This window comes from Roseofilum capinflatum BLCC-M114 (assembly GCF_030068505.1).
GTDB lineage: Bacteria > Cyanobacteriota > Cyanobacteriia > Cyanobacteriales > Desertifilaceae > Roseofilum > Roseofilum capinflatum.
The window spans coordinates 125,280-150,224 of the sequence record NZ_JAQOSO010000079.1 but is presented as its reverse complement, the minus strand read 5'-3'; the positions used below and the strand labels follow the sequence as shown (position 1 = coordinate 150,224).

Here is a 24,945-nt window from a genome sequence, read left to right as displayed (position 1 = left end):
AATAGGGGGGTAATGATGCAAGAGGGTTAGATAACGTATGGTTAAGAAGGCTACTAAATTTGTCCTCTACAACCTAGCTGGTGAGGCAAAAGCTTATTATCGGGTCGATCGCCAACCGTTAAGCCAGAAGCAAGAGAACTCGACAGGGGAAGCGGCGATCGCCCATAGTATCATTGCGATCGATCGCTCCGGCTCCATGTACCATGACATCAACCCCCTGAAAGAAACCCTGATTAAGCTGCTTACCCTAGAAGAATACACCCACAGCCAACTGCTGATTACCCTCATTTCTTATTCTTCCCAAGGAAATTTAATCTCTCACTTCCAGCGCGTCCCCATTCAAGAGGTGATGAAGCTCAATTCTTCCTATCTTCAGGAGATTCAAAACATTAGGGTTTCCGGTGCAACCTGCATTTCTCAAGCGCTGCAACTGGCAACCGAGTTAATTCAACCCGATGAGTTGACGGCTATTACTCTGCATAGTGATGGGTATGCCAACCATCCTAACGTGCGATCGGAAGTCGCAACCCTAGAGCAAATTTGTCAGAACCTCAACCAGAGTAATGTTTTTCTGAACACGATCGCCTATTCTCGCAGTTCTGACTTTAAGCTGCTCTCCCGTTTAGCCAACCTGGTATCTGGAACCTGCGTGCAAGCGGGGAGTGTGAAACAGGTCTATGATGCACTGTATAACACTTCCAAGCTTTTGGGAGAGGCTGTCACTGAAGCGATCGAAGAACCCCTCTTCAAAGAATACGACTATCAAATCTTCCTCTCCCGCACAGCTCACAAGCTCAATGGCAACGCTGGAAAACTGAAAATTTTGGGACTCAAACCAGACGATGATGGCATTTTCTATAAATATCAAAAACTCACCCAAGCTGAATTTGAGCAACTCACCGACATTCCCCTGGCTCAAACCGATGAATCCCTTTTTGCCTTCGCCAAAGCGCAACTCATTGACGGCAACTTAAATCAGGCCAAATATGCCCTCGTCAGCACCTTTGATGCCACCTTATCCCAGCGTCACGGCAAAGCGATCACCAATAGTCAACTGGTCGAACTGTCCCAAGATTTAGACAAAGCCATCTATCAACCCCAGAGTTTAGCCGAACATCAGATCCTCTCAGCAGTTCCAGTCAATAAAAACCTACCCATTTTAGAACTCATTCAGCTCTTCGAGACCCACAAAGACCAAATTATTCTTAATCTTAAACACCTCCAAGATCATTATCAACGGCGGGGAGTCAAGCGCGTTCCTGGCCAGCGAGATGCTGATGGCAACCTGGTTAAACCTTGGCTGACCACTGAATATGTGGATGGGGGCGAATATGTGCAAATGGGGTCATTTGACATTAACCGCAATACTGCCACCATCAATTTACTCATTACCCGTCCGGTGAAATTAGTCAAAGTGGAGGACAAAACCCCCATTACTGAAGTTGCTGGAATTCTGCTCAATGAGTTGAAATCTTACAACAACTATACTTTGGTGGGAGATGGCCAGTTAAATGTTGAGAGCTTAAAGGTGAAATTTAGTAACCCCAAAGTCTTTAAGGTCTTCAAAGAACAGAATTTACTCTCCAATGCCGACTCATTTGATGGGAATACAGAATATGAAATTGAGTTAACCCCATTGCCCATTGTGCCCATAGCATCCGATTATACTCAAGTGCAGGGGATTTTTTCTCGCTTGGCGGTTCTGCGAGTATTATCGAGTCTCTTTTCTGCCCATCTGAAAGAGGTTTCAGATACCTATAGCCCGGATCAGGTCGCGGCTCTGAAGGAGCATTATTTATCTAAGAGTTTGTATCTAAACTTTCCCACGACTACCGAATATTCTGATTTAGAAGAAGCCTTGAACACGGGTAAAGTCGATTCGCGGGTGAGTTATAAAATTGAGTTGGGCAATTGTGAAATCCTCAATTTAGGTCAATTGCATTCAGCGAATAAGTTTTTAGACCGGTTTTATGAGGTTTACGATCGGGAAACTGGGGAAAAGCTGGATAAACCGACGTTCGATCAAACTCTAGACCGGGCGGTGATATTTGGTCATAAAACCCGATCGAAGCGGACAAAAGTGACCAAGGTTGATGACTTGATGAAACCCATTTTTGATGAATTCTTGGGATTGGAGAAAAACGGCAGCATGACCGATATTTTGAATCAGTTGGGTGCATCCGATTTAGTCGGCTTGCTGGAGAAAAAATGGCAAGATCAGGCCGTTGAGACAGAGCAGTTTGTGGAAGCCTTAAGTGGAGGATTGGCTAAGGTGAATCAAGCGTTAGAAACCCTTTATCGTGACAATATTTCTCCGTTAGTGTTTCATATTGGCGCAACGGGACTGATTCCTGATGAGTTAGATGCTGTTGCCTATACTGCGGATGAATTGGCTGCTAAATCGGGAGATTTGAAGTTTTCCAAGTCGGAAAAAGAGGGCATGTTTTTTGAAGTGGGAGATCTGATTCTCAGCGTTTATCCTAAGACTGAGTATTATAGCGTATCTTAAGTATCGGGTCGGTGGGCAGGGGATGCTTGTAGATATTGAATGATTTCGCGGATTTTCCTGCCCACCCTACTGCCGTGACACAGCTAAAATAGGGCATTAGCGTAGTGGCTTGGCAAGCTTAAAACTGTAGGTTGGGTTGAACGAAGTGAAACCCAACTTTCGTCAGACGGGTGTTGGGTTTCGTTCCTCAACCCAACCTACACTCTTACCCCCAATTTTAAGCTTGCCGGTCCACTACGGATGATTAGCTCTGGTGAAAGTTAAAGCGCTCCAGGGTTAACAAAATTGATTTCAGACACTTGTCCATCTGGTGTTAAGACAAGGTGAATTAAATTACGAGGCCCTTCTCCTGGGGCAGCATAGCTTTCAATTGGCTGGTCATAGTTGTAGAGTTCCCGGTTGCGATCGCTCAAATCAATCGTGTTTTCAGTATCCAGAATCCTAGCATACTCTAGAGCTTGTGCGCGGGAAACGGGTCTCCGGGGAAAAATAACGGCTCGATTCACCCCCTCCCTATAAGCACGAGCCACAATCACCACATCTTGAAATGCATATTGTGACTGAGTTTGATACAACACATAAGGTGAAGAAACTGAGCAAGTGCCGATGGCCCCACAAAATCCTTCATCCTGTTGAATTTCTGTAAATAAAGAAGCATCCAAAGCACGATTTTGATACTCTGTATTAACACCGTAAGCATCGGGATTCATACCAGCGAAATAGGGATCGGGATTAGGGCCACTCGCTACTGTGGCAATCACAGCCAGCACTGGGCCATTTTCCAAAGTTCGATCCTGATAGACAAACTCAAACCGACAAGGGGCCAAACCCGTACCCGCACAATCAACAACTTCCTCATATCCTAAGTCATACATTTTTTTTAACAGCCCCCCAGGATTGTAGTGGCGCACGGGGCCAGTGGTTTCTATGGTGTGAGGAATCCATCCCTGTGCGATCAATCGCCTCCGTACTTCTCCATAACGCAGGCCAGTTTCAGTCCTCCATTGCTGATTTAATGCAGGGATGCTGGCCGGCCCTACTACCTGAGCAGCAGAGTCTTTAGAGGTCGCTAGATCTGTAGGGTTGGCTGCTTCCTGATTCGAGGGAATGATTTCAGGAGCTGAAGAAGTCACTCCACTAGAGTTTTCAGTAACCTCAGATGAGACAGAGGTACAGCCTAGAACTCCTAAGCTGGTTGTCAAGAGTATGGTCACCAGGCGAGCATGATATTTCCAAGCCAATGTTTGAGTCCTCATGATCTAAGAATTTAGCAAAAGGGTTGATCCCAAGACTGAGGATTATAGCGTATCGTAAAGCACTTACGGTAAGGCGTAAGGGGCGATCGCCAAAATTGCCCTCAACCTCCCACAATTTTCCGTGTTAGCATAGGATAAACAGCAGGTTCTGCGTCCTCTATACTCGCTATACTCAACCCATGAATAAGGTTAGTACAAGCTACATCCTCTGGTTCCTTGGCATGTTTGGAGCCAACGGTATCCATCGCCTCTATAATGGCAAGATCGCTACAGGACTCCTTTGGTGTTGCACCTTTGGCCTGTTTGGGATCGGTCAATTTATTGACTTAATCTTTATTCCAAACATGGTTGATGAATATAACCTCAAATATCGGGCCAAACATGGCTTATCCCCCGCAGGTGTACCACTGGATCGTCAGACCATTCCCTGTCAAGTCGTGGACGTAACCGAAAAACAAGTGCCAGAACCAGCTAAGGTAAAAGTGGTTAAAGCTGCGGCTGCACGAGGAGGACAGATTTCAGTTACCCAAGCCGTGGTAGATACGGGTTTAGATTTTCATGAGGTGGAAAGCCTGTTAATCGAGATGCTCAAAAAAGGGTATGCTACCGTAGATAATCATCCACAGACCGGGGTCGTTTTGTACCGATTTGAGGAACTTTAATCATTATTCTATTCCCTAGGATTTTGTGATTTCATAAATATGACGATTCATTTGTACCGATTCACTTAAATCTACCATCGGTAAAGGATAATCTACCCCCATCTGCACGCCAAACTGTTTTTGTTCCACCGCTAACAACTTCCAAGGTTGATGAATTTTAGTCGGTGGAACACTTGCTAGTTCCGGTAACCAATGCTTGACATATTGTCCTTTGGGGTCATACTCTTGGGATTGTTTAGCAATATTAAAATAGCGAAAGCCTCGGCGATCGTTCCCTACTCCCGCCACATAATTCCAGTTCCCCCAATTACTACAGGGGTCGTAGTCAATTAAGCAGGATTCAAACCATTCTGCACCCATACGCCAATCCATGCCCAAATTTTTGGTCAGAAAACTGGCGACGTTTTGCCGACCGCGATTTGACATAAACCCAGTCGCGGCTAATTCTCTCATGTTGGCATCAATTAAAGGAAATCCAGTTTGCCCCTGTTGCCAGCGTTCAAATTGCTGCCAATCTTGTTTCCAAGGAAAAGATAATCCTTGCAGTCCAGAAGCATAAAAAATTTTATTCCCATGTTTGGTACAAATGAAGCGAAAATAATCTCGCCACATGAGTTCAAAAATGAGCCAATAAGTAGATTCATTTTTAACTCGTTCCAATTCATAATTTTGGACTTCTTGGTAAATTAAACGGGGAGATAGACAACCCAAAGTTAACCAGGGAGAAAACTTAGAAGAACCATCGGCCCCTAACATTTGATTGCGAGTTTGTTTGTAATGTTTTAGATGATTGCCCTGCCAAATATAATCTTGTATCCGTTGTAATCCTGCTTTTTCTCCGCCCCGGAAAAATAAAACGGCTCGTGGGTCAGATCGGGGGTGTTCGAGTCCCCATTCTTCTAAGGTGGGAAGATGGCCGGGATCGAGATGGGGTAAGGGGGGAAGGGTATCGGGAGTGGAGAAAGTAGGGCGCACCCTAGAGCGTTTTTCGACTTCTTTGCGATAGGGGGTGAAAACTTCGGGAATTTCGGCGATCGCCCAAGGCAAATCCTCAATATGATAGAGGGTAGCCCCCCAAAACCCTTGGGTGCTAATCTGATGCTGGCTTAAGGCTTTGTGGAGTTTCGTTTCGACTAACTTTTCTTCGGCTGTTACTTCCTGATGATAGTAAACAGCACTTGCGTTTAAGGTTATGGCTAACTCAGTAATGACGTTTTCCGGTAACCCTTGACGGATAATTAAGTCGCTACCGAGATCCCTTAAGGTTTGACGCAGATTTTCCACACTTTCCAGAAGAAATTTAGCGCGAAAAACACCCATCTTGGGAAAGCCAAAATGGGTGTTTTTCAACCAACGAGCATCAAAACAATAGACCGGAATCACCACAGCGCCGGTTTTTAGGGCTTGGGTTAGGGGTTGATGATCGTGCGATCGCAGATCGGTACGATACCAAAGAAGGATCGGTTTTTGGCTCATTAGTCTACGAAATCTCCTGGTGATATCTGCCTAGGGGATGGATCGGTTGATTGAGCAGGGTTTTATTCAGTTTGCCATAAAAGGAGCAAGGCTTGATTAAAATGAAAGTCAGTATCGTAATCGAATAATTTTACCCTATGCTCGATTTCCTCAATTCTTGGTTAGGTCGTCCGTCAGAAAAGATTAAGGCAAACGTAGAAATTTACACTTGGCAGACCTGCCCGTTCTGTATCCGCGCCAAACTCTTATTGGGGTGGAAAGGAGTTTCTTATACTGAATATAAAATTGATGGGGATGAAGCCGCTCGAAGCCAAATGGCAGAACGCGCTCAAGGACGGCGATCGGTTCCGCAAATTTTTATTAACGATCGCCACATCGGAGGCTGTGATGAGTTGTATGCTCTAGACCGACAAGGACAACTCAATCCCCTACTTACCCAATAACCGTTCCCGATTCCCTTGTCCCCCCTATCCCATCCCCTGTATCAGCATCATCGCCATTGGATGACTCGCGCCCTTGAGTTAGCACAAACCGCAGGAGAAGCTGGGGAAGTGCCCGTAGGCGCGGTCATTCTCGATAGTGAGGGACAGTTGCTGGCAGAAGGCGCAAACCAGAAAGAAGGCGATCGCGATCCCACTGCCCATGCTGAGATCGTCGCCATCCGTGCAGCCTGCGATCGCCTCAACTCCTGGAACTTACAAGGCTGTACCCTCTACGTCACCCTCGAACCTTGCCCCATGTGTGCCGGAGCCATCATCCACTCCCGGTTACACCAGCTTGTCTATGCCGTCGATGACCCCAAAACCGGAGCCATTCGCACCGTCTTAAATTTACCCGACAGCCCCGCCTCTAACCACCGTCTTCAGGTCTTATCGGGAATTCTCGAATCTCCCTGTCGCCACCAGTTACAATCCTGGTTTGCCCAACGAAGACCCTAACCTTGCGTTACAATAATTAACATGAATTAATACTTCTTCATATCTAGACCCAATCCATGCAAATCACCGTTTCATCTCACCCCCCATCCCACCCAACCGGTCAATACTGGCAGTGGCGCACCCACTCCATCTACTACACCCAAGCCGGAAAACCCAATCCCTCACACCCTCCCCTACTCCTCGTCCATGGATTTGGAGCATCAACCGACCACTGGCGGAAAAACATCGCCGAACTTCAGGAAAACTTTCAGGTGTGGGCCATTGACTTACTAGGGTTTGGGCGCTCCAGTAAACCCAAATTAACCTATAGTGGAGACCTCTGGCGAGAGCAACTCCATGACTTTATTACCGAAGTCATCGGTCAACCTGTCATCCTAGCCGGAAATTCCCTAGGCGGTTATGCCTCCCTCTGTGTCGCCGCTCAATATCCCCAGTCAGCCCTAGGTTTAGTCTTAATCAACAGCGCTGGGCCCTTTTCTGAGAGTGAACCCCAAACCCCACCCAACCCCATCAAAGCCACAGTGGGTAAAGTAACCCGTTGGTTATTTCTCCAACCTGGGATTAACTTTTGGCTCTTCCAATATGCTCGTCGGCGCTCAACCATCCGCAAAACCCTACTCAAAGTCTATCTCGATAAAACCGCCGTCACTGACCAACTCGTAGAAGAAATTTATCGCCCCTCCTGCGATGTTGGGGCCCCTGATGTTTTTGCTGCCGTTTTCAAAACTCCTCCCGGCGCAAAAGTCGATCATCTTTTGCAACAACTCACTTGTCCCCTGTTAGTGCTTTGGGGAGAAGCTGACCCTTGGATGAATGCCAGGGAAAGAAGCCCCAAGTTCCATCAATACTATCCCCATTTGACCGAACATTTCCTCCAAGCTGGCCATTGTCCCCATGATGAAGTCCCCACCCAGGTGAATGAGTTAATCCGCAATTGGATTGAGACTCAAGGCATGAAAAGCTAAAACAATGACCTCCTTATCCTCTAAACTGGGGATAACCTGCCGCTTGTCTGTTTAAGCAGAGTCGGCGATCGCTCCTGACTCCCTAATGCTGACACCTGAATTCTTACTGAATAACTATGGTAACCACGCCTGATTTTTCCTTTTTTCCGCCCCGTCTATTAGCAACGGATTTCAATGATTTTATTGGCTTAAATTCTACGCCAGGTCAAAATTCCCTCATTAACTATGCGGGAGGACTTTGGGCCTTAGCGGGAAACGACACCATCTATGGCTCGGCCCTTAGTGAAGTGATTTTAGGTAACCTCAACAACGATCAACTGCGGGGAGGCCCAGGAGGCGATCGCCTCTTAGGAGGACAAAACGAAGACCTGCTCTTTGGTGAAAACGGAGATGATCTCCTGCGAGGAGACCTGGGTGACGACCAGATGTTTGGAGAAGCAGGCAACGACAGCCTCAGAGGAGGCCAAGGGAACGATATCCTCGATGGAGGAATTGGACAAGATTTCCTCATTGGAGATTTAGGCATAGATAACCTGGCTGGAGGGGCCGGCTTTGATACCCTCGTTTTCCGTACCGATGAAGCCAACTTTAATCCCAATTTGGTCGATCTGATCCTGGACTGGAATCCTACCCAAGACTATATTGGCCTCACCCATGGCTTAAGCTATTCTAACCTAGCCTTTGACACCAGTCGCAACCTGGCCGGAGGAGGAGCAAACGATACATTAATTGTGATTGGCTCGACAGGCCAGAGCTTAGGCATTGTTGTAGACTATACCCTAGGCTTGGGGCCGGCTAACTTTACGACCATTACAACTAACGACTTACAAGTCGGTTCTAATGTCTTTTTTCCTCTGATCCCCTAAATTTAAGACCAGCAGGAAATTCAACACCCGCTCTTGTAGTCTGGAATAACGTAAATCATAGCCATCGATATTTTAGTGAGGATAGAACTTTGGTAACCACGCTTTTTGACGGAACTCTAGGGACTCGGCCGGCTGACCAAGGACAACTGAGCTTACAACAAGTTCAGCCACCGCCCCTAGCTACTGCGGCCACTGAAACCCTAGGCAATAATCGAGTTACTCTCAATACAGATTTTACCGGAAATGGAGAGACTGGCTTTGTGGGTTACACGAATTACCAGGCAACCAGCCTACAACCGTTTCAACTCGCTCCCGTTAATACCAATTTTCCCAACCTCGATCCAACCGATGGCTATACTTTGTCGTTTAATCTGGGCATTAATTCAGAAAATAGCCCCGATCCCACTCGGTTCGGGTTTAGTGTCCTAGCTGTCAGTAATGGGGGTCAAAGCGAGATTGAACTCGATTTTGAAACGAACAAGATTTCCGCTCCTGCTACAGATTTTAATTCGGCCACTGAATCTGTTGATTTTGATACGACTAATGCGACGAACTATATCCTGGCAGTCGAGGGGAATAACTATACCCTTTCAGCCGACGGAACCGAAATTTTAACGGGATCTCTTCGCAACTATAACTTTAATCAAGCCACTACTCCCTTACCGTTTAATCCTTATGACACCTCCAATTTCATATATTTTGGAGACCTAACGGGTCGGGCGAGTTCAACCTTTTCTTTGGGTTCTGCTGCTATAGAAGTGGGGACAGCATCCAATGATCCCACAGACCCCACAGACCCCACAGATCCCACAGATCCCACAGATCCCACAGACCCTACAGACCCCACAGATCCCAATCCGACGAATCCAGCTCCAGGACAACCTCCAAGCGATCCAGTTGCGCCTCCAAGTGACCCTGTAGCCCCTCCGAGTCCAACGCCCACGCCGACTCCAACGCCTAGCGATCCGACTCTCACTCCTGACTCAGGATTTCCTATTCCCCGTCTGATTGCTACGGATATTGATGATGTAATTGTGCTGAGTGCTACAGAAGGGACAAACTCCTTAGTCAATTATGCAGGCGGAGTGTGGGCGTTAAATGGGAATGACCAGGTTTCTGGGTCTTCCTTAAGTGAGGTGATTTTAGGGAATGAAGGGAATGATAACTTACGGGGAGGGGGCGGTGGCGATCGCCTGTTAGGAGGACAAAATGATGATTTTATCGCGGGTGAAGAGGGCGATGACCTCCTGCGCGGAGACCTCGGTAACGACCAACTCTCCGGAGGCGTAGGTAATGATGTCCTGCGCGGTGGACAAGGCAACGATCTGCTCAATGGTGGAGCAGGACAAGACCTGCTCATTGGCGATCTAGGTACTGATTTACTCACCGGTGGCGCAGATGCAGATACCTTTGTTTTCCGCACCGATGAAGCCACGGATAATCCCGGTTTAATCGATCAAATTCTTGATTGGAATGGTACAGACGATTTAATTGGTCTGACCGATGGTTTAACCTTCTCTAGTTTGGAGTTTGACATCAGTCTCAATTTAGCCGGAAGTTCTGCTAACGATACCTTAATTCGCATTGCAGCCACTGGACAAAGTTTAGGGGTTTTGGTGGATTACACGGGCGGCTTAAGCAGTGGCAACTTTATCTCTATGTCTGCGGCTCAAATGCAAGTGGGTGCGGAAGTCTTTTCTCCTCCCATTCCATAGTTAAATCAGCTCGCTTGGCGGTGATGACGTACAATAACTGAACAGAGAAAAATAGCGTTTTTGACGGTCATTAACCCCCAGGGGGTAATTTAAAAATTGCCCCCACTCGTGATAGGGGTTAGTCCAGAGAAAAGCGCTGTCAACACAGTACCCGTTAGAGCCTCACTATGAGTCAAATTCAACAAATTTCTGGGCCTGGAATTCCGTTAATTGGCGATGATATCGACACCGATCGCATTATTCCAGCCCGTTTTCTTCGCTGTGTCACCTTCGATGGGTTAGGAGAGGTGGTCTTTGAGGATGACCGGGCCCAAATGCAGGGAGAACATCCCTTCGATCGCCCCCAGTATCAAGACGGGCAAATCTTAGTGGTGAATGGAAACTTTGGCTGTGGTTCCAGTCGCGAACATGCTCCCCAAGCGATCGCCCGTTGGGGGATAAAAGCTATCATTGGGCTAAGTTTTGCCGAAATTTTCTTTGGTAATGGGGTGGCGATTGGACTGCCCTGTGTGACGGCTGCGAGCGAGACCATCGAAACCCTGCAAAGGGCGATCGCCAAAACTCCCTCTATGACCCTTACCCTAGATCTCAATACCCTGACTTTAACCTGGGACGGCAACACCAGCCCCATTCACCTGAGCGCTGGGGCCCAACAAATGTTTACCACAGGCACATGGGACAGTTGCGGCCAACTCCTACAAGGAGTAGACTCGATTCGCGCCACAGCCGCCCAATTGCCCTATCTTCAGTTTTGAGCCAAAAGACCATTACAGGGCTTTGGGCTGTCACGGACATGCTCATGTCGGACGAAGTCCGAAACGCGCGGCAGAAGGGTAATGGGTCATGGGTAATTGGAAAACCATTTTTCAGGCTTTTCAAGGGAAAACATCCCCAATGTTTCAGCCGTTTTCAACGGCTGAAACAGACATAATATAGAGATAGCTATAAAACATTTTCACACAAACTCTAACCTTGAAAAAGGTGGGCAGCCATTCGACTGCGATCCCCTAAAATAAAATCAATCGACTCATAGCCGACAGAATCGATCATCGATTTAAACACTTCAGGAGGATATTTAAAAGAACTAAAAGTATGAAATTTCTGCCCTTTCTCAATCCCTATCATTTGTCCTGGAACTTCAATGTTTTGAGATTCAGTTGCTATTAAAACATGCTTGAGATCGTGGGTCTCCCGTTCCCATTCTGGTTGATAACGAAATGCTCCGGGTTTCATCCCCACCGTACCGGCATCCCGGTTAATACGAAACATAAGATTCTCGATGAAAGTTGCTACTTTTGGAGTATCATAGGCCTTCATCAAAGATTCTTCATCTTGGTTAGCGTCATGAACTAGCAGCAAATAGTGGGGTTTCCCAATTAATTTCTTAATCTGAGCAATAAAAACGGGAACTTCATCTCTTCTCAGATTTGCAATGGTACTGCCTTTGAACAAAACAACCGGTTTTTCATATTCTGGTATATTCTCTAGTTGAGTGAAGTCTTGCTCCATTCCCTCAACCGAAATATTTGGCAGTTCAGCACGAATCACTTCAACAACTTTATCCACAAATTCGGGAGAAATATCAATTCCTAAATATCCTTTTAATTTATGACAAGAGCGAAGCAAGGGCAAGGTTTTTAGACGTATACTTTGCTCACTTCCAGGGACTAATTCAATAAAAGTTGCGTTAGCACCAATTTTTTTAGTTAGAAGATGACCTTTGCTTTGGAAGAGTTGAGCCTCATACTTATAAAGGTAATAATCTTTTTCACTAGCTAACACTTCATTGTACAAGATCCCACCTCGAACTGGATCGTTAGCATCTTGAGGATCGCCGTATAAATAAGGCCATAAATTGCCACTAACTTTACCAAGAAAGAATTCTATTGCATCTTGCTCAAGCTTATTAATGACTTTTTTATCTCCAGTTTTGCTGGTCATGATTTCTTATGTTGATCGACAATTTTTTTTCCCATATATAAACATACCATAATTTTTTGCCAGTATTCTTTGTTTTTTCTTTAGGAAGTGAATTCAGAACCCCTCTATTGGGGGCCACCAACTGGCAAGGTTGGAGTCTTATGGCTCAACATAGCTGGGCGATCGCTCTCTCATCTCAAGTCCGATTAACTGTTATAATTGCCGATCGTCGTAGGGTGGGCACACAAACCTTGTAGAAGTTCACTGATATCAAACCTTCTCTTGCTCACCCTACTGGCTCTTGTTATTACCTATTATCTATTACCTATTCTCTAATTATCACTGTGTGGGAAACTCTGCTTTTATCCAATTTTGCCCTCGATCCTTGGCTGCAAGGATCGCTACTCCATCGGATCGTCGGATCGCTGAGAAGCTGGCGCTCTGGTAGTGCCATCATGCAGTCGGCCGACTGGATCGGCGCAACTCTGGTGGCCTTGGTTCTAGGGTTTAGTCCCTTTGTGTCCACGACGTTAATTGGTGTCCTGTTAGCGGCCTGTGGAGGGTTCTGGATTTTACTCACCCTCTCCGACGATCCCCAGGAGGAGCGCCAACCCCTAGCCACTCCCATTCATGGGATGGTGTTCCTGTTTGCGGTAGTGTCCCTCGTGGCTACGGCCCTTTCGCCCGTGAAAATGGCAGCCCTGAGTGGATTGATTAAACTGGGTCTATATTTACTGTTTTTTGCCTTTACCGCTCGCTTAACCCGCAATCAACGGATTCGCTCTAGTTTAATTACGCTCTATCTATTGATCAGTTTGCCTGTAGCGGTTTATGGCATTCGTCAATACTTTTTTGGGGCGCGATCGCTGGCCACTTGGGTCGATCCAGAGTCGGCCTCGGCTGAAGTGACCCGCGTCTATAGCTATCTGGGCAATCCCAATCTATTGGCTGGCTATCTCTTAGCGGCGGTCATTTGGGGCTTGGCGGCGGTTTGGAGCTGGAAGGGCTTTTTTCCCAAAATGTTGGCGATCTTGACGTTCACGATTAATTCTGCCTGCTTAGTGTTGACCTATAGCCGGGGGGGATGGATCGGGTTTGTGGTTGCTTTAACGGCCTTTGGTCTATTGGCGGTGTATTGGTGGAGTGCGAAGTTATCTCCCTTTTGGCAACGGTTTGCCCTTCCTTTGACCTTCGGGATTTTAGTGGCGTTGTTTGCGATCGCCGTGTTGTTTGTGCCTCCCGTCCGCGATCGCGTCTCTAGTATTTTTGCCGGCCGCTCTGATAGCAGCAATAATTTCCGTATTAACGTTTGGATGGGCGCTCTGCGGATGATTGAAGCCTATCCCATCATTGGGATAGGCCCAGGGAATAGCGCGTTTAATAAAATCTATCCCCTGTTTATGACTCCCAAATATTCAGCCCTCAGTGCCTATTCTGTGTTACTAGAAACGGCTGTAGAAACCGGTTTAATTGGTTTAAGTGTGTTCCTGTGGTTTTTAGCCGTCACCTTTTACCAGGGATGGAAACAACTGCAACGTCTGCGGGACATGGCTTCACCTGAAGGCTGGTGGTTAATGGGAGCCTTGGCGATCGCGATCGGTATGATGGCCCATGGCGCAGTAGATACGGTTTGGTATCGCCCCCAGGTTAATACCCTTTGGTGGTTTGCCGTGGCTATTATCTCTAGTTATTACCAGAAACCGGCTCAACCCACAGGAGCCGTTAATTAACTCAATGTCTTTCTAGAGCCAATTCAATCAACTGATGCACCAGTTCTGGGAAAGGAACTCCCGTGTTCGCCCAAAGTTGGGGGTACATGCTGGTAGAGGTAAAGCCGGGTAGGGTGTTGATTTCGTTGATTAGCACCTCTCCAGTAGACTCTATATAGAAAAAGTCTACTCTAGATAATCCGGAGGCATCGACAGCTTGGAAGGCTTGAATGGCCATGTCTCGGATGCGATCGCTCACCTGTGCGGGTAAATTAGCCGGAATGAATAGATCTGCTTTTCCGGCTGTATATTTGGTTTCGTAGTCGTAGAAATCGCTCTCAAACGTGATTTCGCCGACAACAGAGGCTTTGGGATAGTCGTTGCCGAGTACGGCACATTCAACCTCTCTGGCAGTGACTCCCGCTTCAATGATAATTCTACGGTCATAACTAGCGGCGTTATCTAGGGCAGCTTCCAATTCTTGACGCGATCGCACTTTAGCAATACCCACCGACGATCCTAAATTCGCGGGTTTGACAAAACAGGGATAACCCATTTCTGCTTCTATCTCATCGCAGAGTTTGGGAAAAATACAAGGATTAGACCACACTTGAGCGCGAGTCACCGCCTTATACTTAACTTGGGCTAAACCCGCTTGGGCAAAGGCCATTTTCATGGCAATTTTATCCATACCCACCGCCGATCCGACAATTCCCGAACCCACATAGGGCACTTGCATCAGTTGCAGCAAGCCTTGAATCGAGCCATCTTCACCGTTAGGGCCGTGTAGAATCGGAAACCAGACATCAATCTCACTCACTCGATCGGGAAACTGCCACAAACTGCGCCCCGATGGGCTATCTGTGGATAAGGGTGTACCAGAGTCCAGGACTTGGGCGGCGGTTTCGGGTTCATACCAGTAACCATCTTTACGGATATAGAAAGGAAGGACTTGGTAGCGATCGCCGTTTTCTCCGGTTTGCAGCGCTGCGGCGATCGCCTTTGCCGAAACAATGGAAACTTCATGCTCCCCCGAACATCCCCCAAACAATAGTCCTATCCGTTTCTGGCTCATAACCCTAGCTTCCTCTTCATGTCAACAGCAAAGAGTTTATTATATCAATTAAAAATTAAAAAATTTAGGGATTTTCTCTTTCTCAATACTGTTGTTTCGCGATCGGATACAATATTGACACGATCGTATATAGCAAGCCTATTTCATACTATGTTATGGGAAATCATACTTCATGCAGAGTTTGAAAAATGGTTCTTTGAACAGGAACAAGCTGTACAAGATTCAATTGCTACAGCGATCGATGTTCTTGAGGAAAAAGGGGCACAATTGGGAAGACCCTATGTTGATACACTTAAAGGCTCTGAATTTCCGAATATGAAAGAACTAAGAGTTCAACATGCTGGAGAACCTTATCGAATCATTTTTGCTTTCGATCCCAAGCGCCAAGCCGTTCTTCTCCTTGGGGGTAACAAAGCAGGAAAAAAACGATGGTATCAGATAAATATTCCCATAGCCGATCGACGATTTCGAGAATATCTAGAAGAGACAGAAGAAGGCGAATTAGTATGAGAAAATATAAAACTTATAAAGAAATAAGAAGCACCTTTTCTCCTGAGTCTCAGCAAAGAATTGCTGCGGGCGCTCAGAAAATAAAGGAGGAGCTAAGAATACTTGAAACTGTGGGAGAAATGGCGGGAATATCACCAGATGAACTCGCAGAAAGGTTCAATATAGAGCCACTTGACCTTTCACCAGTGGAGGGACAAGAAAACATTACATTCAATAAGCTTCTAGCCATTATTTCCGCTCTGGGGGGTTCTGTAGATATCGTCATTAATTTTCCAGAAAAAGATCCCGCACATTTTTCTGAAGTTGAGACTTTTTTGTATCCTAACGCTGTAGATTTAGGAGAGAAATGAAAATTTGAGATGGGGTTGCCTTATACCATTTCTCTTTAAGCCTGCCATTAATCGATTGATGGTACTTTACCACTATCCAATAAATCCTGAGAAAATAGCTGTTTGAATCATTACCAGCCCATAGCCCTAAAAAATAGGGTGAGACACGCTCACCCTATACCATACAGCATTAATAGGAAAAGAGAAGGAGAAGGTTGATTATTCCTTAGCTGCCATGGCTAAGATCAAATCTACCATCCGGTTAGAATACCCCCATTCATTGTCATACCAAGAGACAATCTTGAAGAAGTTAGAGTTTAATTCGATGCCTGCACCGGCATCAAAAATACTCGAATGGGGATCGGAAGTGAAGTCCGTGGAAACCACTGGATCGTCTGTGTATCTCAACACGCCCTTCATTTCTCCTTCTGCCGCTTTCTTCATCGCTTCGCAGATTTCGGCGTAGCTAGTAGCTTTTTCGGTCTTGAAGGTTAAATCGACCACCGATACATCGGGAGTTGGCACGCGGAACGCCATCCCGGTGAGCTTGCCTTTGAGTTCCGGTAACACCAGAGTTACGGCTTTTGCGGCTCCGGTGGATGCGGGGATAATATTTTGGGTGGCACTGCGCCCGCCGCGTAAATCTTTACGGCTGGGGCCGTCAACCGTGGGTTGGGTGGCGGTCATGGCGTGAACGGTGGTCATGAGACCCTCTACCAAACCAAAGTTATCATTAATCACTTTAGCAACCGGGGCCAAACAGTTGGTCGTGCAACTGGCATTAGACACGACCGTATGTTTGGCGGGGTCGTAGCTGTTATGATTGACTCCCATTAACAGGGTAGGCACTTTATCCGGGTCTTTTTCCTTCGTCGGTGCAGAAATCACCACCCGTTTAGCGCCTGCTTGCAGGTGGGCAGAGGCTTTTTCATAATCGGTAAATAAACCGGTGGATTCAACCACGAACTGCACCCCAGTCTTACCCCAGGGCAGTTCGGCTGGGTTTCTCACCGAGTAACAGGGGATATCTTTACCATTAACCACGATCGCCCCTTCTTTGGCTTCTACTGTTCCCTTAAACGGGCCGTGGGTAGAATCATATTTGAGTAAGTAGGCAATACTTTCTGGAGGAACGAGGTCATTAATGCCGCAAACTTCAATCTCTGGATGGGCAACGGCTACCCGAAACACTAGCCGCCCAATACGACCAAATCCATTAATACCAACTTTTACTGTCATATTGACATGACTCCTGTAATCGCAATAGGGAAATTACTTTCCCCGATCTACTTTGGCACTTCCTCTGGTGAACCCTTGCTATGGCAAGAATATTTTAAGCATTTGGGGAATAGGGAGTGGGCGAGATGGCGAGATAGGGGGATGGGGAGATGGGGAAACCCTATTCCCTATTCCCTATTCCCTATCCCCTATTCCCTATTCCTAATCAAGCTTTGGCCCAGCGTTGATAATTTCGGGTGTAGCAGTTTTGAAGCGTTTGAAGTTCTCGATGAACTTCTCGGCTAAGATTTTCGCTTGGCGATCGTAAGCTTCTGGATCGCTCCAGGTATTTTTCGGGTTCAGAATCTTCGGATCGACATTGGGAACGCTTTCCGGAACCAATACCTTAAAGATGGGGTGCGGATTGAAATTAACCTTATCGAGATCGCCCCTCAAAGCCGCCCAAACCATATAGCGGGTATCTTGAATATCAAAGCGTTGACCGACACCATAGGGGCCGCCTGTCCATCCGGTATTGATTAAATAAACTGAGGTGGTGTCCTTATGTTCTTCAAGGCGTTTGGCCAGCATTTCCCCATAAACCGTAGCTGACAGAGGTAGGAATGGCTTACCGAAACAAGCGGAGAACGTGGCTTCAGGTTCCGTCACACCCCGTTCTGTTCCTGCCAGTTTGCTAGTATAGCCAGACAGAAAATGATAAATAGCTTGCTCAGTCGTCAGTTTGGAAATGGGGGGCAGGACTCCAAAGGCATCCGCAGTCAAAAAGATGACGGCCGTAGGATGGCCGCCAATACCCGGAATCACACAGTTGGGAATATAGTTGATGGGGTAAGCACCACGGGTATTTTGGGTTAAGCTGCCATCGTCATAGTCGGGAGTGCGGGTTTCTTCGTCTAGGATGACGTTTTCTAGGAGTGAGCCATAGCGGATAGCGTCCCAAATTTCCGGTTCTTTTTCTCGCGACAGGCGAATGGTTTTGGCATAGCATCCACCTTCAAAGTTGAAGATGCCATCAGAAGACCATCCATGTTCATCATCTCCGATTAGGCGACGGCTGGTGTCGGCAGAAAGGGTGGTTTTTCCGGTTCCGGAGAGACCAAAGAAGAGGGCGGTATTGCCTTGGTCGTCCATGTTGGCACTACAGTGCATGGGTAGCACATCGCGCTTGGTCATGCAGTAGTTCATGAAGGAGAAGGCTGATTTTTTCATTTCGCCTGCGTAGAAGGAACCGCCCACGAGGATCAGTTTTTTAGAGAAGCTAACAACGATGAAGGCTTCGCTGTTGATGCCGTCAATACCCGGATCGCCTTTCAAACCGGGAACGGCAATGATCGTGAAGTCTGCGTGATGGCTGGCAAGTTCTTCAGCCGTGGGGCGAATGAACATCTGATGCACGAACATATTTTGATAGGCGAGTTCGTTGATGATCCGCACGCTCATCCGATAGTTGGGATCTGCACCAATATAGCCATCAAAGATATAGAGGTCTTTGCCTTGGATGTAAGCAAGAACCCGTCTATGGAGCATGTCGAATTTTTCGGGGGATAAACCGACGTTGACTTTGTTCCAGTGAACTTCATCATGGATAAAGGGTTCATCGACAATGAAGCGGTCGTTGGGCGATCGCCCCGTATACTTCCCGGTTTCTACACAGAATGCACCATTTGAGGCCAAAACCCCTTCTTTTCGGGCTAGGGCATGTTCCAATAGTTTGGGAACCGCTAGGTTACGATAGACCTTTTGCAGATTTAGAAAACCGAGTTCCTCTAGTCCGTAGTAGGGAGGGCATAGGTGGGGCGCTTCGGTATTGACTGACGGATTGGCGATCGGTTTAGTAGGGGTTTGAACCATAATCTAATCTCCTTAGATTCATGTAACGTTAGTTCTTTGTAAATCTTTGTGAATCTTTCCTTGATTCCTTCGATTTAGAAGATTTGACTTACACTTTACCGTTAATTCACAAGAATGCTACATCAGTCTTTGATAAAAATAATGTCGCAATTTTGCCCTTTCTATAGTTTCTTGAATTAATACTAAGAAAACTCCCTTTTAGGTCATAAAAACCTAACAAAAATCATCGCCGAATTCACTATTTTGATATTCTGTAACCTACACTACAGCACCCTCAAAGGTCGAAAACAAAATTTTTTTACCTGAATTCCCTTACGGAAAGGACGGTAACCCATAATTCCCAGACTGAACACTCTTAAGTCACTCCAGGCTATTGGTAACCCCAAACCTTAAGAAAAACTAAAATCAAGATCGGGGCAAAAAACAACTCAAACTTACTTAATCAAACTCAATAACACCCGATTCCTTTAACCCATCAATATTTTATTATCTACCGTTTCCTGTCCATTTGAACAACTTAAAACTTAAAACTTAAAATCCAAAATGAGCAATAATAACTTATCCCCATTCCCCATTCCCCATCCCCCCATCCCCCCATCTCCCCATTCCCCCCACCCCACAGGCTATGATGGAAACACACTCACGGGATTGACAACAGAGGTCAAAACAATGGGTAAGCTTTGCTATAGTTGGTTCTGTACAAAAGGTATGGGGTGAGGACAACATGGGAATTAACAGTCAACTGCCATCAAACACCGCACAAACAGCACAAGACGACGTACTCCTAGCATCAGAAGCGCTCAACACAGCCGTTTCTCCCGAAGCTAGGCCACAGTTCACCGGCCAACGGCCCCTGAGCTTCATTCAAAATAATGGACAGGTCGATGACTCCGTATCCTTCCACGTCCGAGATGGAGATGTGGGGGAAGTTTTCTTTACTCAAGAAGAAATCGTTGTTGCCAATGGTGATGATGTCATTCGGGCGAACTTTGTTGGTTCTAACCCCAGTGCCGAAGTCAGAGGATGGGAGCAACTCCCCGGTATTGCCAACTTCTTCATTGGTAATGACCCCTCTAAATGGCGCACCAATATCGCCACGTTCGAGGGCGTATGGTACGAAGAAGTCTATGATGGCATTGACGTTAAATACTCCGGGCAAAGCGGCCAAGTTAAACGGGATATCTACGTGGCTCCCGGTGCAAGCGTTGACACGATTAAGATTGCCTACGAGAACATCAACGATATTGAAATTCGCGAAGATGGTTCCTTAGCTCTGATTACCGACACAGGAGAGCTAACCGAGAAAACCCCCATCGCTTATCAGATTATTAACGGTCAGCAAGTTGATGTAGATGTTGCCTACAAGATTTTAGAGGGGAATCAAATTGGGTTTGAAGTCGGCAGCTATGACCCCAATCATGAATTAGTCCTCGACCCCGTTCTGGAATACTCCAACTACTTGGGGGGAAGTTCGGTAATTGTAGAAGATATTCAACCCTTCGTCACATTTACTCTACAAACTCTAACGACAACCCAAGTTATTCCAGGGCAGACTGTACCAGGGCAACCTCCAAGTCCGCCCATTACGATTACTAACACAGAAATCTCGACGATTACGTTTGAGCAGGGAACCTATAGAGCAGGTGCAACAAATGTAACTGCACCTGTACCCGCAGAAGATGCGGGTTATGCCATTACTGTAGACCAGTTTGGAGCTGCCTATGTTACCGGAGAAACCTTCTCCGTTAACTTCCCGAAAAAACCTCCAGAAGATACAGTAGAACCTTTTACTCGTCCCTTACCTGATCCAACTGCGGGTAATGATGTTCGAGAAGCTTTTATTTCTAAAATCAATAATGATGGTAGCTTAGTCTACTCAACCTATATCGGGGGTGTTGATAAAGACCGTGCCAATGATATTGCTGTAGACCGGGCAGGAAATGCCTATATTGTTGGGGAAACTGAATCTCCAGACTTCCCGGTACAAGAAGGGCGCACGACTACACCCTTCCAACCTTTTGCAGGGGGTTCCCAGGATGCTTTTGTTCTTAAACTCAATCCTACCGGAACCCAGATTGACTATGCCTCTTACCTGGGTGGTACGGGTTATGATCGGGGTTCAGGTATCGAGATAGATAGTAATGGTTCAGCCTATATTACCGGACAAACCACATCAACCGGCTTAGGAACGGCTGGAGTATTCCAACAAAATACCGACCCCACCAATGGCAGTGATGCCTTTGTTGCCAAGGTGAACGCCACTGGAAACCAGTTACTGTACTTTACCTATATAGGTGGCCCTGGATTTGAAGAAGGAATTGGTATTGACGTTGATAGTACAGGCAATGCCTATATTTCCGGAACCACCCAATCCTCTGGTTTAGCCACTTCTGGAACCTATCAACGGAACTTGGTTGGCTCTAGTGATGTGTTTGTCTCCAAAATTAACACCGATGCCAGCCAACAACTGTATTTCTCCTACCTCGGTGGGGGTGGTGGTGATGTAGCTGGGGGTATTGCGGTAGACTCTACCGGAGCAGCTTATGTGACCGGGATTACGCCCTCGGCTGACTTCCCCACGGGTCGGAATTTAGCATCGGGACAAATTCGCAATTTTGCCGAACCTACGTTCCAATCCGAGTATCAAGGGGGAGCCTTTGATGCCTTTGTCACTAAGTTTGCTCCCAATGGTCAATCCTTAGCCTATTCTACATTTTTAGGCGGTGCGGGTAATGAAGGGGTGGCCTTCTTACCCCTAACAGCCTCCACCATTGGTTTAGACCAAGCAGGACAGGCTTATGTGGTAGGTACAACCAATTCAGCCTCCAGCACAACTTTCCCTACTAGGAATGCAGAACAACCTAATTTTGCTGGTGGTCGAACAGATGCGTTCTTAACCAAACTCAATCGCGATGGTACAAACCTGATTTACTCCTCTTTTTATGGTGGGGATGGCGATGATTATGGCTATGGCGTAGCAGTCGATCAGTTTGGCGCTGCCTACACAACGGGTCAAACGATTTCTAGTAACTTAAATGATAATCGTGACCCTGAATTACCGCCACCTGGAACCTTTGAACCCCCTACATTTGGTTATGGTGTAGAAGATCCTAGTCCTGCTAGAACTGTTCCTTTTTTCTCCAATACCATTCCAGGTTCGTTAACACCAATTGGGGCAGCAGTAGTCGAAAGAAATGAACCTGATGCTTTTGTTGCTAAGTTCTCCTTTGAAGGCGTAATTGTCACCCCCTTTGGCGGCACGTTAGACATCACCGAAGGGGGAGTAACCGACTTTATCGCTTTAGAACTGACCACAGAACCCACGGCCCCCGTTACCATCGTTCTCAGTCCCGATAACGAATCCACCATTGCGCCTAATACCGTCACGTTCACCCAACAAAACTGGAATCGTCCCCAAAGAGTACAAGTGATTGCCGTTAACGATGGGGATGTAGAAGGAGCGCACCAGAGTACCATCAATTTCCAAACCTTTAGCGCTGACCCCAGCTATAACCAGATTTTTGTTCCTCCAGTGACGGCCAACGTCACCGACAACGACACCAGGGTATTCGTAGACGAAAACGAACAACCCGACGGCACAAGAGGATTAGTAGTCTCCGAAAATGGCGACACCAACACCTACACCATCCGCCTGGCCCAACAACCGGCTCCTAACACCACAGTACAAGTGGTGTCTTCCCCAGATTCCCAACTGACTGCCGGTGCAAATGGCAACGCCTTAGAGAACGCGCCCTTCACCCTCACCTTCAGTCCCACTGACCCCCGTACCCTCTGGAATACGCCCCAAACTGTCACCGTAGGCGCGGTGGATGACTTGGTACAAGAAGGCAACCACACGGGACAACTGCAACTGGCGGTCACTAGCCAAGATGGACAGTTTAACAACACCAACGCCATCCTGGTCAACGATACCCCCCTCACCCAACAGGAAAATCAGCGCAGTAGCCTCACGGCCACTATCCTCGATAACGACCAACCGGATATCTTTGTTAATGTTCCCAGTGGCGAGTTAATCACCAGTGAAGACCGCACTGGCTTCCAAATCTCCGCCCGGTTGGGGAGTATTCCCACCAGTGATGTGGTCATCCCCATTACCATCAGCGACCCCACCGAAGGAAACGCCGTCCCCGCTAGTCTCACGTTCACCCCCGAAAACGCAACCCAACTGCAAGTAGTAGACATCCTTGGGGTTCCCGATGACATCATCGACGGCAACCAGCCCTATGTGGTCACCGTTGCCCCAGCCCAAAGCGCCGACCCCAACTATAGCGGCCTCGAATTAGAAGAAAATGAATTTAATGTCCTCAACCTGGATATTGACACCTTTGGGGTAAATGTCACCCCGGTTACCGGTCTGCGAACCTCCGAAGATGGCACAACCCAAACATTTGACGTGGTGCTGTCGAGTAGTGAAGCCCCCCTAGCCGATGTCCAGATTGACTTTAGTACCTCCAACCCAGAAGAAGGCTTAATTTCCACCGATGGCCAAAACTTTGCGGCGGATGCTTCGTTGGTCTTCAATGCCCAAAACTTTAATGTTCGCCAAACCATCACCATTCAAGGGGTTCCCGATGGGGTAGTCGATGGCAACCAACCCTATACCATTCTCAGTACCCCCACCACTAGCACCGATGAACGGTTTAATAATGTGCCCGTGCAGAATGTGGCGGTGATTAATGAAGATATCGACAGCATCGGCCTGAACTTTGTCCCCACCACCGGCGAAACCACCGTGAGTGAAGATGGGGCATCGATTGAATATTCGGTTTCTCTGCAAAGTAGCCCCAGCTCCGATGTGGTGATTACGGTGCAACCGGATGTACAAAGCTTGGTGACTCCCACCGTGCTGACGTTTAACTCCACGAATTACAATGAGGTGCAAACCGTTACGATTACCGGCTTTGATGACCGCATTGTAGAAGGAACCCACAGCAGTACGATTAACTTCTCTGTCGAATCCGGGGATACCGACTATGGCAATTTAACCCTCGACCCGGTAACTGTCACCGTCCTCGATAACGATACCAGTCGCCCCGGCCTCACCCCCTCCCCAACCCCGGCTCCTTCACCGTCTCCCGGTTTCCCCAGCTTCCCAGCCTTCCCCAGTTTCCCCACCTTCCCAGGGTTCAGACCTCCGTCTCCGGCTCCCGCCCCTCCTCCTGCCCCCGCACCGGCTCCGAGTCCGAGTCCTAGCCCCTCCCTGGGCACGGGACGGGCAACCCCCGGTAACGATTTTATCGATATGGGCGCGTTCAATCTCCGCAGTATTTCTGCCCTGCAAGGCAATGATACGGTTGTGGGTAGCCCGGCTAATGATTTCATCAATGGTAACCAGGGTAACGATTCCCTCTTTGGTGCGGCGGGTAATGACTTCCTCTACGGCGGTCAAGATAATGACACCCTACGCGGCAGTAGCGGTAACGATAACCTGAACGGCGACTTCGGAAACGATTACCTGGAGGGAGGTACAGGCACAGATAACCTGAGTGGTGGACTTGGTAATGATGTGTTTGTTTTACCCACCAGTGGCGCAGTTAGCACCGTATTCCAAGCGGATCGGATTCGCGACTTCGGTAACGGATTTGACCTAATTGGCTTAACGGACGGGGTAACACAAGGCAATCTGCAACTCCTGCAAACCGGCTCGGATACCGCCATTCTGTTTAATGGCTTATATCTGGGTGTTGTAGAACGTACAACTCCAGCCGCCTTAAATGGTCGCTTTATTCCAGTTTCCTTATAGAGGTAATGGGTAATGGGTAATGGGTATTTTCCCATCTCCCATTCCCCCACAGCAATCATCGTAGTGCCGTGACAACCCTAAAATGGTGGGTTACGGCGGATTAAGAGATTGCTGTCAGAGTCTAGGTTTTAGCCGCCTAACCCACCCTACGCTAATGCACT

Annotated in this window: 18 protein-coding genes; 12 read left to right on the top strand and 6 right to left on the bottom strand. The window is 47.3% G+C overall.

Features of this window, described 5'->3' with window-relative positions:
* The first annotated feature begins 37 nt into the window (after positions 1 to 37).
* Positions 38 to 2,509: a vWA domain-containing protein gene (locus tag PMG25_RS14205; protein ID WP_283767554.1), complete on the top strand. Its 2,472-nt coding sequence runs from the start codon at positions 38 to 40 to the stop codon at positions 2,507 to 2,509.
* Between the two features lie 260 nt (positions 2,510 to 2,769).
* Here the strand turns inward: PMG25_RS14205 and PMG25_RS14200 are convergent, their stop codons facing one another.
* Positions 2,770 to 3,765: a hypothetical protein gene (locus PMG25_RS14200; protein WP_283767553.1), complete on the bottom strand. Its 996-nt coding sequence runs from the start codon at positions 3,763 to 3,765 to the stop codon at positions 2,770 to 2,772.
* Positions 3,766 to 3,944: 179 nt separating this feature from the next.
* Between PMG25_RS14200 and PMG25_RS14195 the strand changes: the two genes are divergently transcribed.
* Complete coding sequence (locus PMG25_RS14195) at positions 3,945 to 4,427, top strand: TM2 domain-containing protein (RefSeq protein ID WP_283767552.1); 483 nt, start codon at positions 3,945 to 3,947, stop codon at positions 4,425 to 4,427.
* A gap of 15 nt (positions 4,428 to 4,442) precedes the next feature.
* Here the strand turns inward: PMG25_RS14195 and PMG25_RS14190 are convergent, their stop codons facing one another.
* On the bottom strand, positions 4,443 to 5,903 hold the full coding sequence (locus PMG25_RS14190) for a DASH family cryptochrome (RefSeq protein WP_283767551.1): 1,461 nt from the start codon (positions 5,901 to 5,903) through the stop codon (positions 4,443 to 4,445).
* Positions 5,904 to 6,040: 137 nt separating this feature from the next.
* Here PMG25_RS14190 and grxC point away from each other — a divergent pair, with 137 nt between their 5' ends.
* The 6 genes from grxC (at position 6,041) to PMG25_RS14160 (ending at position 11,142) form a co-directional block, all read left to right on the top strand.
* Entirely contained in the window at positions 6,041 to 6,346 is a 306-nt protein-coding gene (gene grxC, locus PMG25_RS14185) for a glutaredoxin 3 (RefSeq protein WP_283767550.1), read from the top strand.
* A gap of 60 nt (positions 6,347 to 6,406) precedes the next feature.
* Positions 6,407 to 6,841 (top strand): tRNA adenosine(34) deaminase TadA, encoded by a 435-nt coding sequence (gene tadA, locus PMG25_RS14180; RefSeq protein ID WP_430540967.1) that lies wholly within the window; start codon positions 6,407 to 6,409, stop codon positions 6,839 to 6,841.
* 56 nt (positions 6,842 to 6,897) lie between these two features.
* Positions 6,898 to 7,806: an alpha/beta fold hydrolase gene (locus PMG25_RS14175; RefSeq protein ID WP_283767548.1), complete on the top strand. Its 909-nt coding sequence runs from the start codon at positions 6,898 to 6,900 to the stop codon at positions 7,804 to 7,806.
* Between the two features lie 116 nt (positions 7,807 to 7,922).
* On the top strand, positions 7,923 to 8,672 hold the full coding sequence (locus tag PMG25_RS14170) for a calcium-binding protein (RefSeq protein WP_283767547.1): 750 nt from the start codon (positions 7,923 to 7,925) through the stop codon (positions 8,670 to 8,672).
* An 89-nt stretch (positions 8,673 to 8,761) separates the two neighbouring features.
* Positions 8,762 to 10,387 carry a calcium-binding protein gene (locus PMG25_RS14165; protein ID WP_283767546.1) on the top strand — a complete coding sequence of 542 codons (1,626 nt, stop codon included), beginning with the start codon at positions 8,762 to 8,764 and terminating at the stop codon, positions 10,385 to 10,387.
* A 167-nt stretch (positions 10,388 to 10,554) separates the two neighbouring features.
* Positions 10,555 to 11,142 (top strand): 3-isopropylmalate dehydratase small subunit, encoded by a 588-nt coding sequence (locus PMG25_RS14160; RefSeq protein ID WP_283767545.1) that lies wholly within the window; start codon positions 10,555 to 10,557, stop codon positions 11,140 to 11,142.
* A 211-nt stretch (positions 11,143 to 11,353) separates the two neighbouring features.
* On the opposite strand, the gene PMG25_RS14155 is transcribed toward PMG25_RS14160, so the two are convergent.
* A complete protein-coding gene (locus PMG25_RS14155; protein ID WP_283767544.1) occupies positions 11,354 to 12,328 on the bottom strand; it encodes an L-histidine N(alpha)-methyltransferase in 975 nt (324 codons plus the stop codon).
* 314 nt (positions 12,329 to 12,642) lie between these two features.
* Here PMG25_RS14155 and PMG25_RS14150 point away from each other — a divergent pair, with 314 nt between their 5' ends.
* Positions 12,643 to 14,037 carry an IctB family putative bicarbonate transporter gene (locus tag PMG25_RS14150; protein ID WP_430540966.1) on the top strand — a complete coding sequence of 465 codons (1,395 nt, stop codon included), beginning with the start codon at positions 12,643 to 12,645 and terminating at the stop codon, positions 14,035 to 14,037.
* A gap of 1 nt (position 14,038) precedes the next feature.
* On the opposite strand, the gene PMG25_RS14145 is transcribed toward PMG25_RS14150, so the two are convergent.
* Positions 14,039 to 15,091 (bottom strand): D-alanine--D-alanine ligase family protein, encoded by a 1,053-nt coding sequence (locus tag PMG25_RS14145; protein WP_283767542.1) that lies wholly within the window; start codon positions 15,089 to 15,091, stop codon positions 14,039 to 14,041.
* Positions 15,092 to 15,241: 150 nt separating this feature from the next.
* Between PMG25_RS14145 and PMG25_RS14140 the strand changes: the two genes are divergently transcribed.
* Both PMG25_RS14140 and PMG25_RS14135 read left to right on the top strand, forming a co-directional pair.
* On the top strand, positions 15,242 to 15,601 hold the full coding sequence (locus tag PMG25_RS14140; protein ID WP_283767541.1) for a type II toxin-antitoxin system RelE/ParE family toxin: 360 nt from the start codon (positions 15,242 to 15,244) through the stop codon (positions 15,599 to 15,601).
* Positions 15,598 to 15,951 carry a helix-turn-helix domain-containing protein gene (locus tag PMG25_RS14135; RefSeq protein ID WP_283752945.1) on the top strand — a complete coding sequence of 118 codons (354 nt, stop codon included), beginning with the start codon at positions 15,598 to 15,600 and terminating at the stop codon, positions 15,949 to 15,951. Before PMG25_RS14140 ends, PMG25_RS14135 begins: the two co-directional genes overlap by 4 nt.
* A 198-nt stretch (positions 15,952 to 16,149) precedes the next feature.
* On the opposite strand, the gene gap is transcribed toward PMG25_RS14135, so the two are convergent.
* Positions 16,150 to 17,169, bottom strand: coding sequence for a type I glyceraldehyde-3-phosphate dehydrogenase (gene gap / locus PMG25_RS14130; RefSeq protein ID WP_283752946.1), 1,020 nt, complete (start codon positions 17,167 to 17,169; stop codon positions 16,150 to 16,152).
* A 201-nt stretch (positions 17,170 to 17,370) separates the two neighbouring features.
* The gene (gene pckA, locus PMG25_RS14125; protein ID WP_283767540.1) at positions 17,371 to 19,020 is read right to left on the bottom strand and encodes a phosphoenolpyruvate carboxykinase (ATP); all 1,650 of its coding nucleotides are present in this window, start codon (positions 19,018 to 19,020) and stop codon (positions 17,371 to 17,373) included.
* A gap of 724 nt (positions 19,021 to 19,744) precedes the next feature.
* On the opposite strand from pckA, the gene PMG25_RS14120 reads away from it, so the two are divergent.
* Entirely contained in the window at positions 19,745 to 24,784 is a 5,040-nt protein-coding gene (locus PMG25_RS14120; protein WP_283767539.1) for a DUF7948 domain-containing protein, read from the top strand.
* Positions 24,785 to 24,945 lie beyond the last annotated feature (161 nt).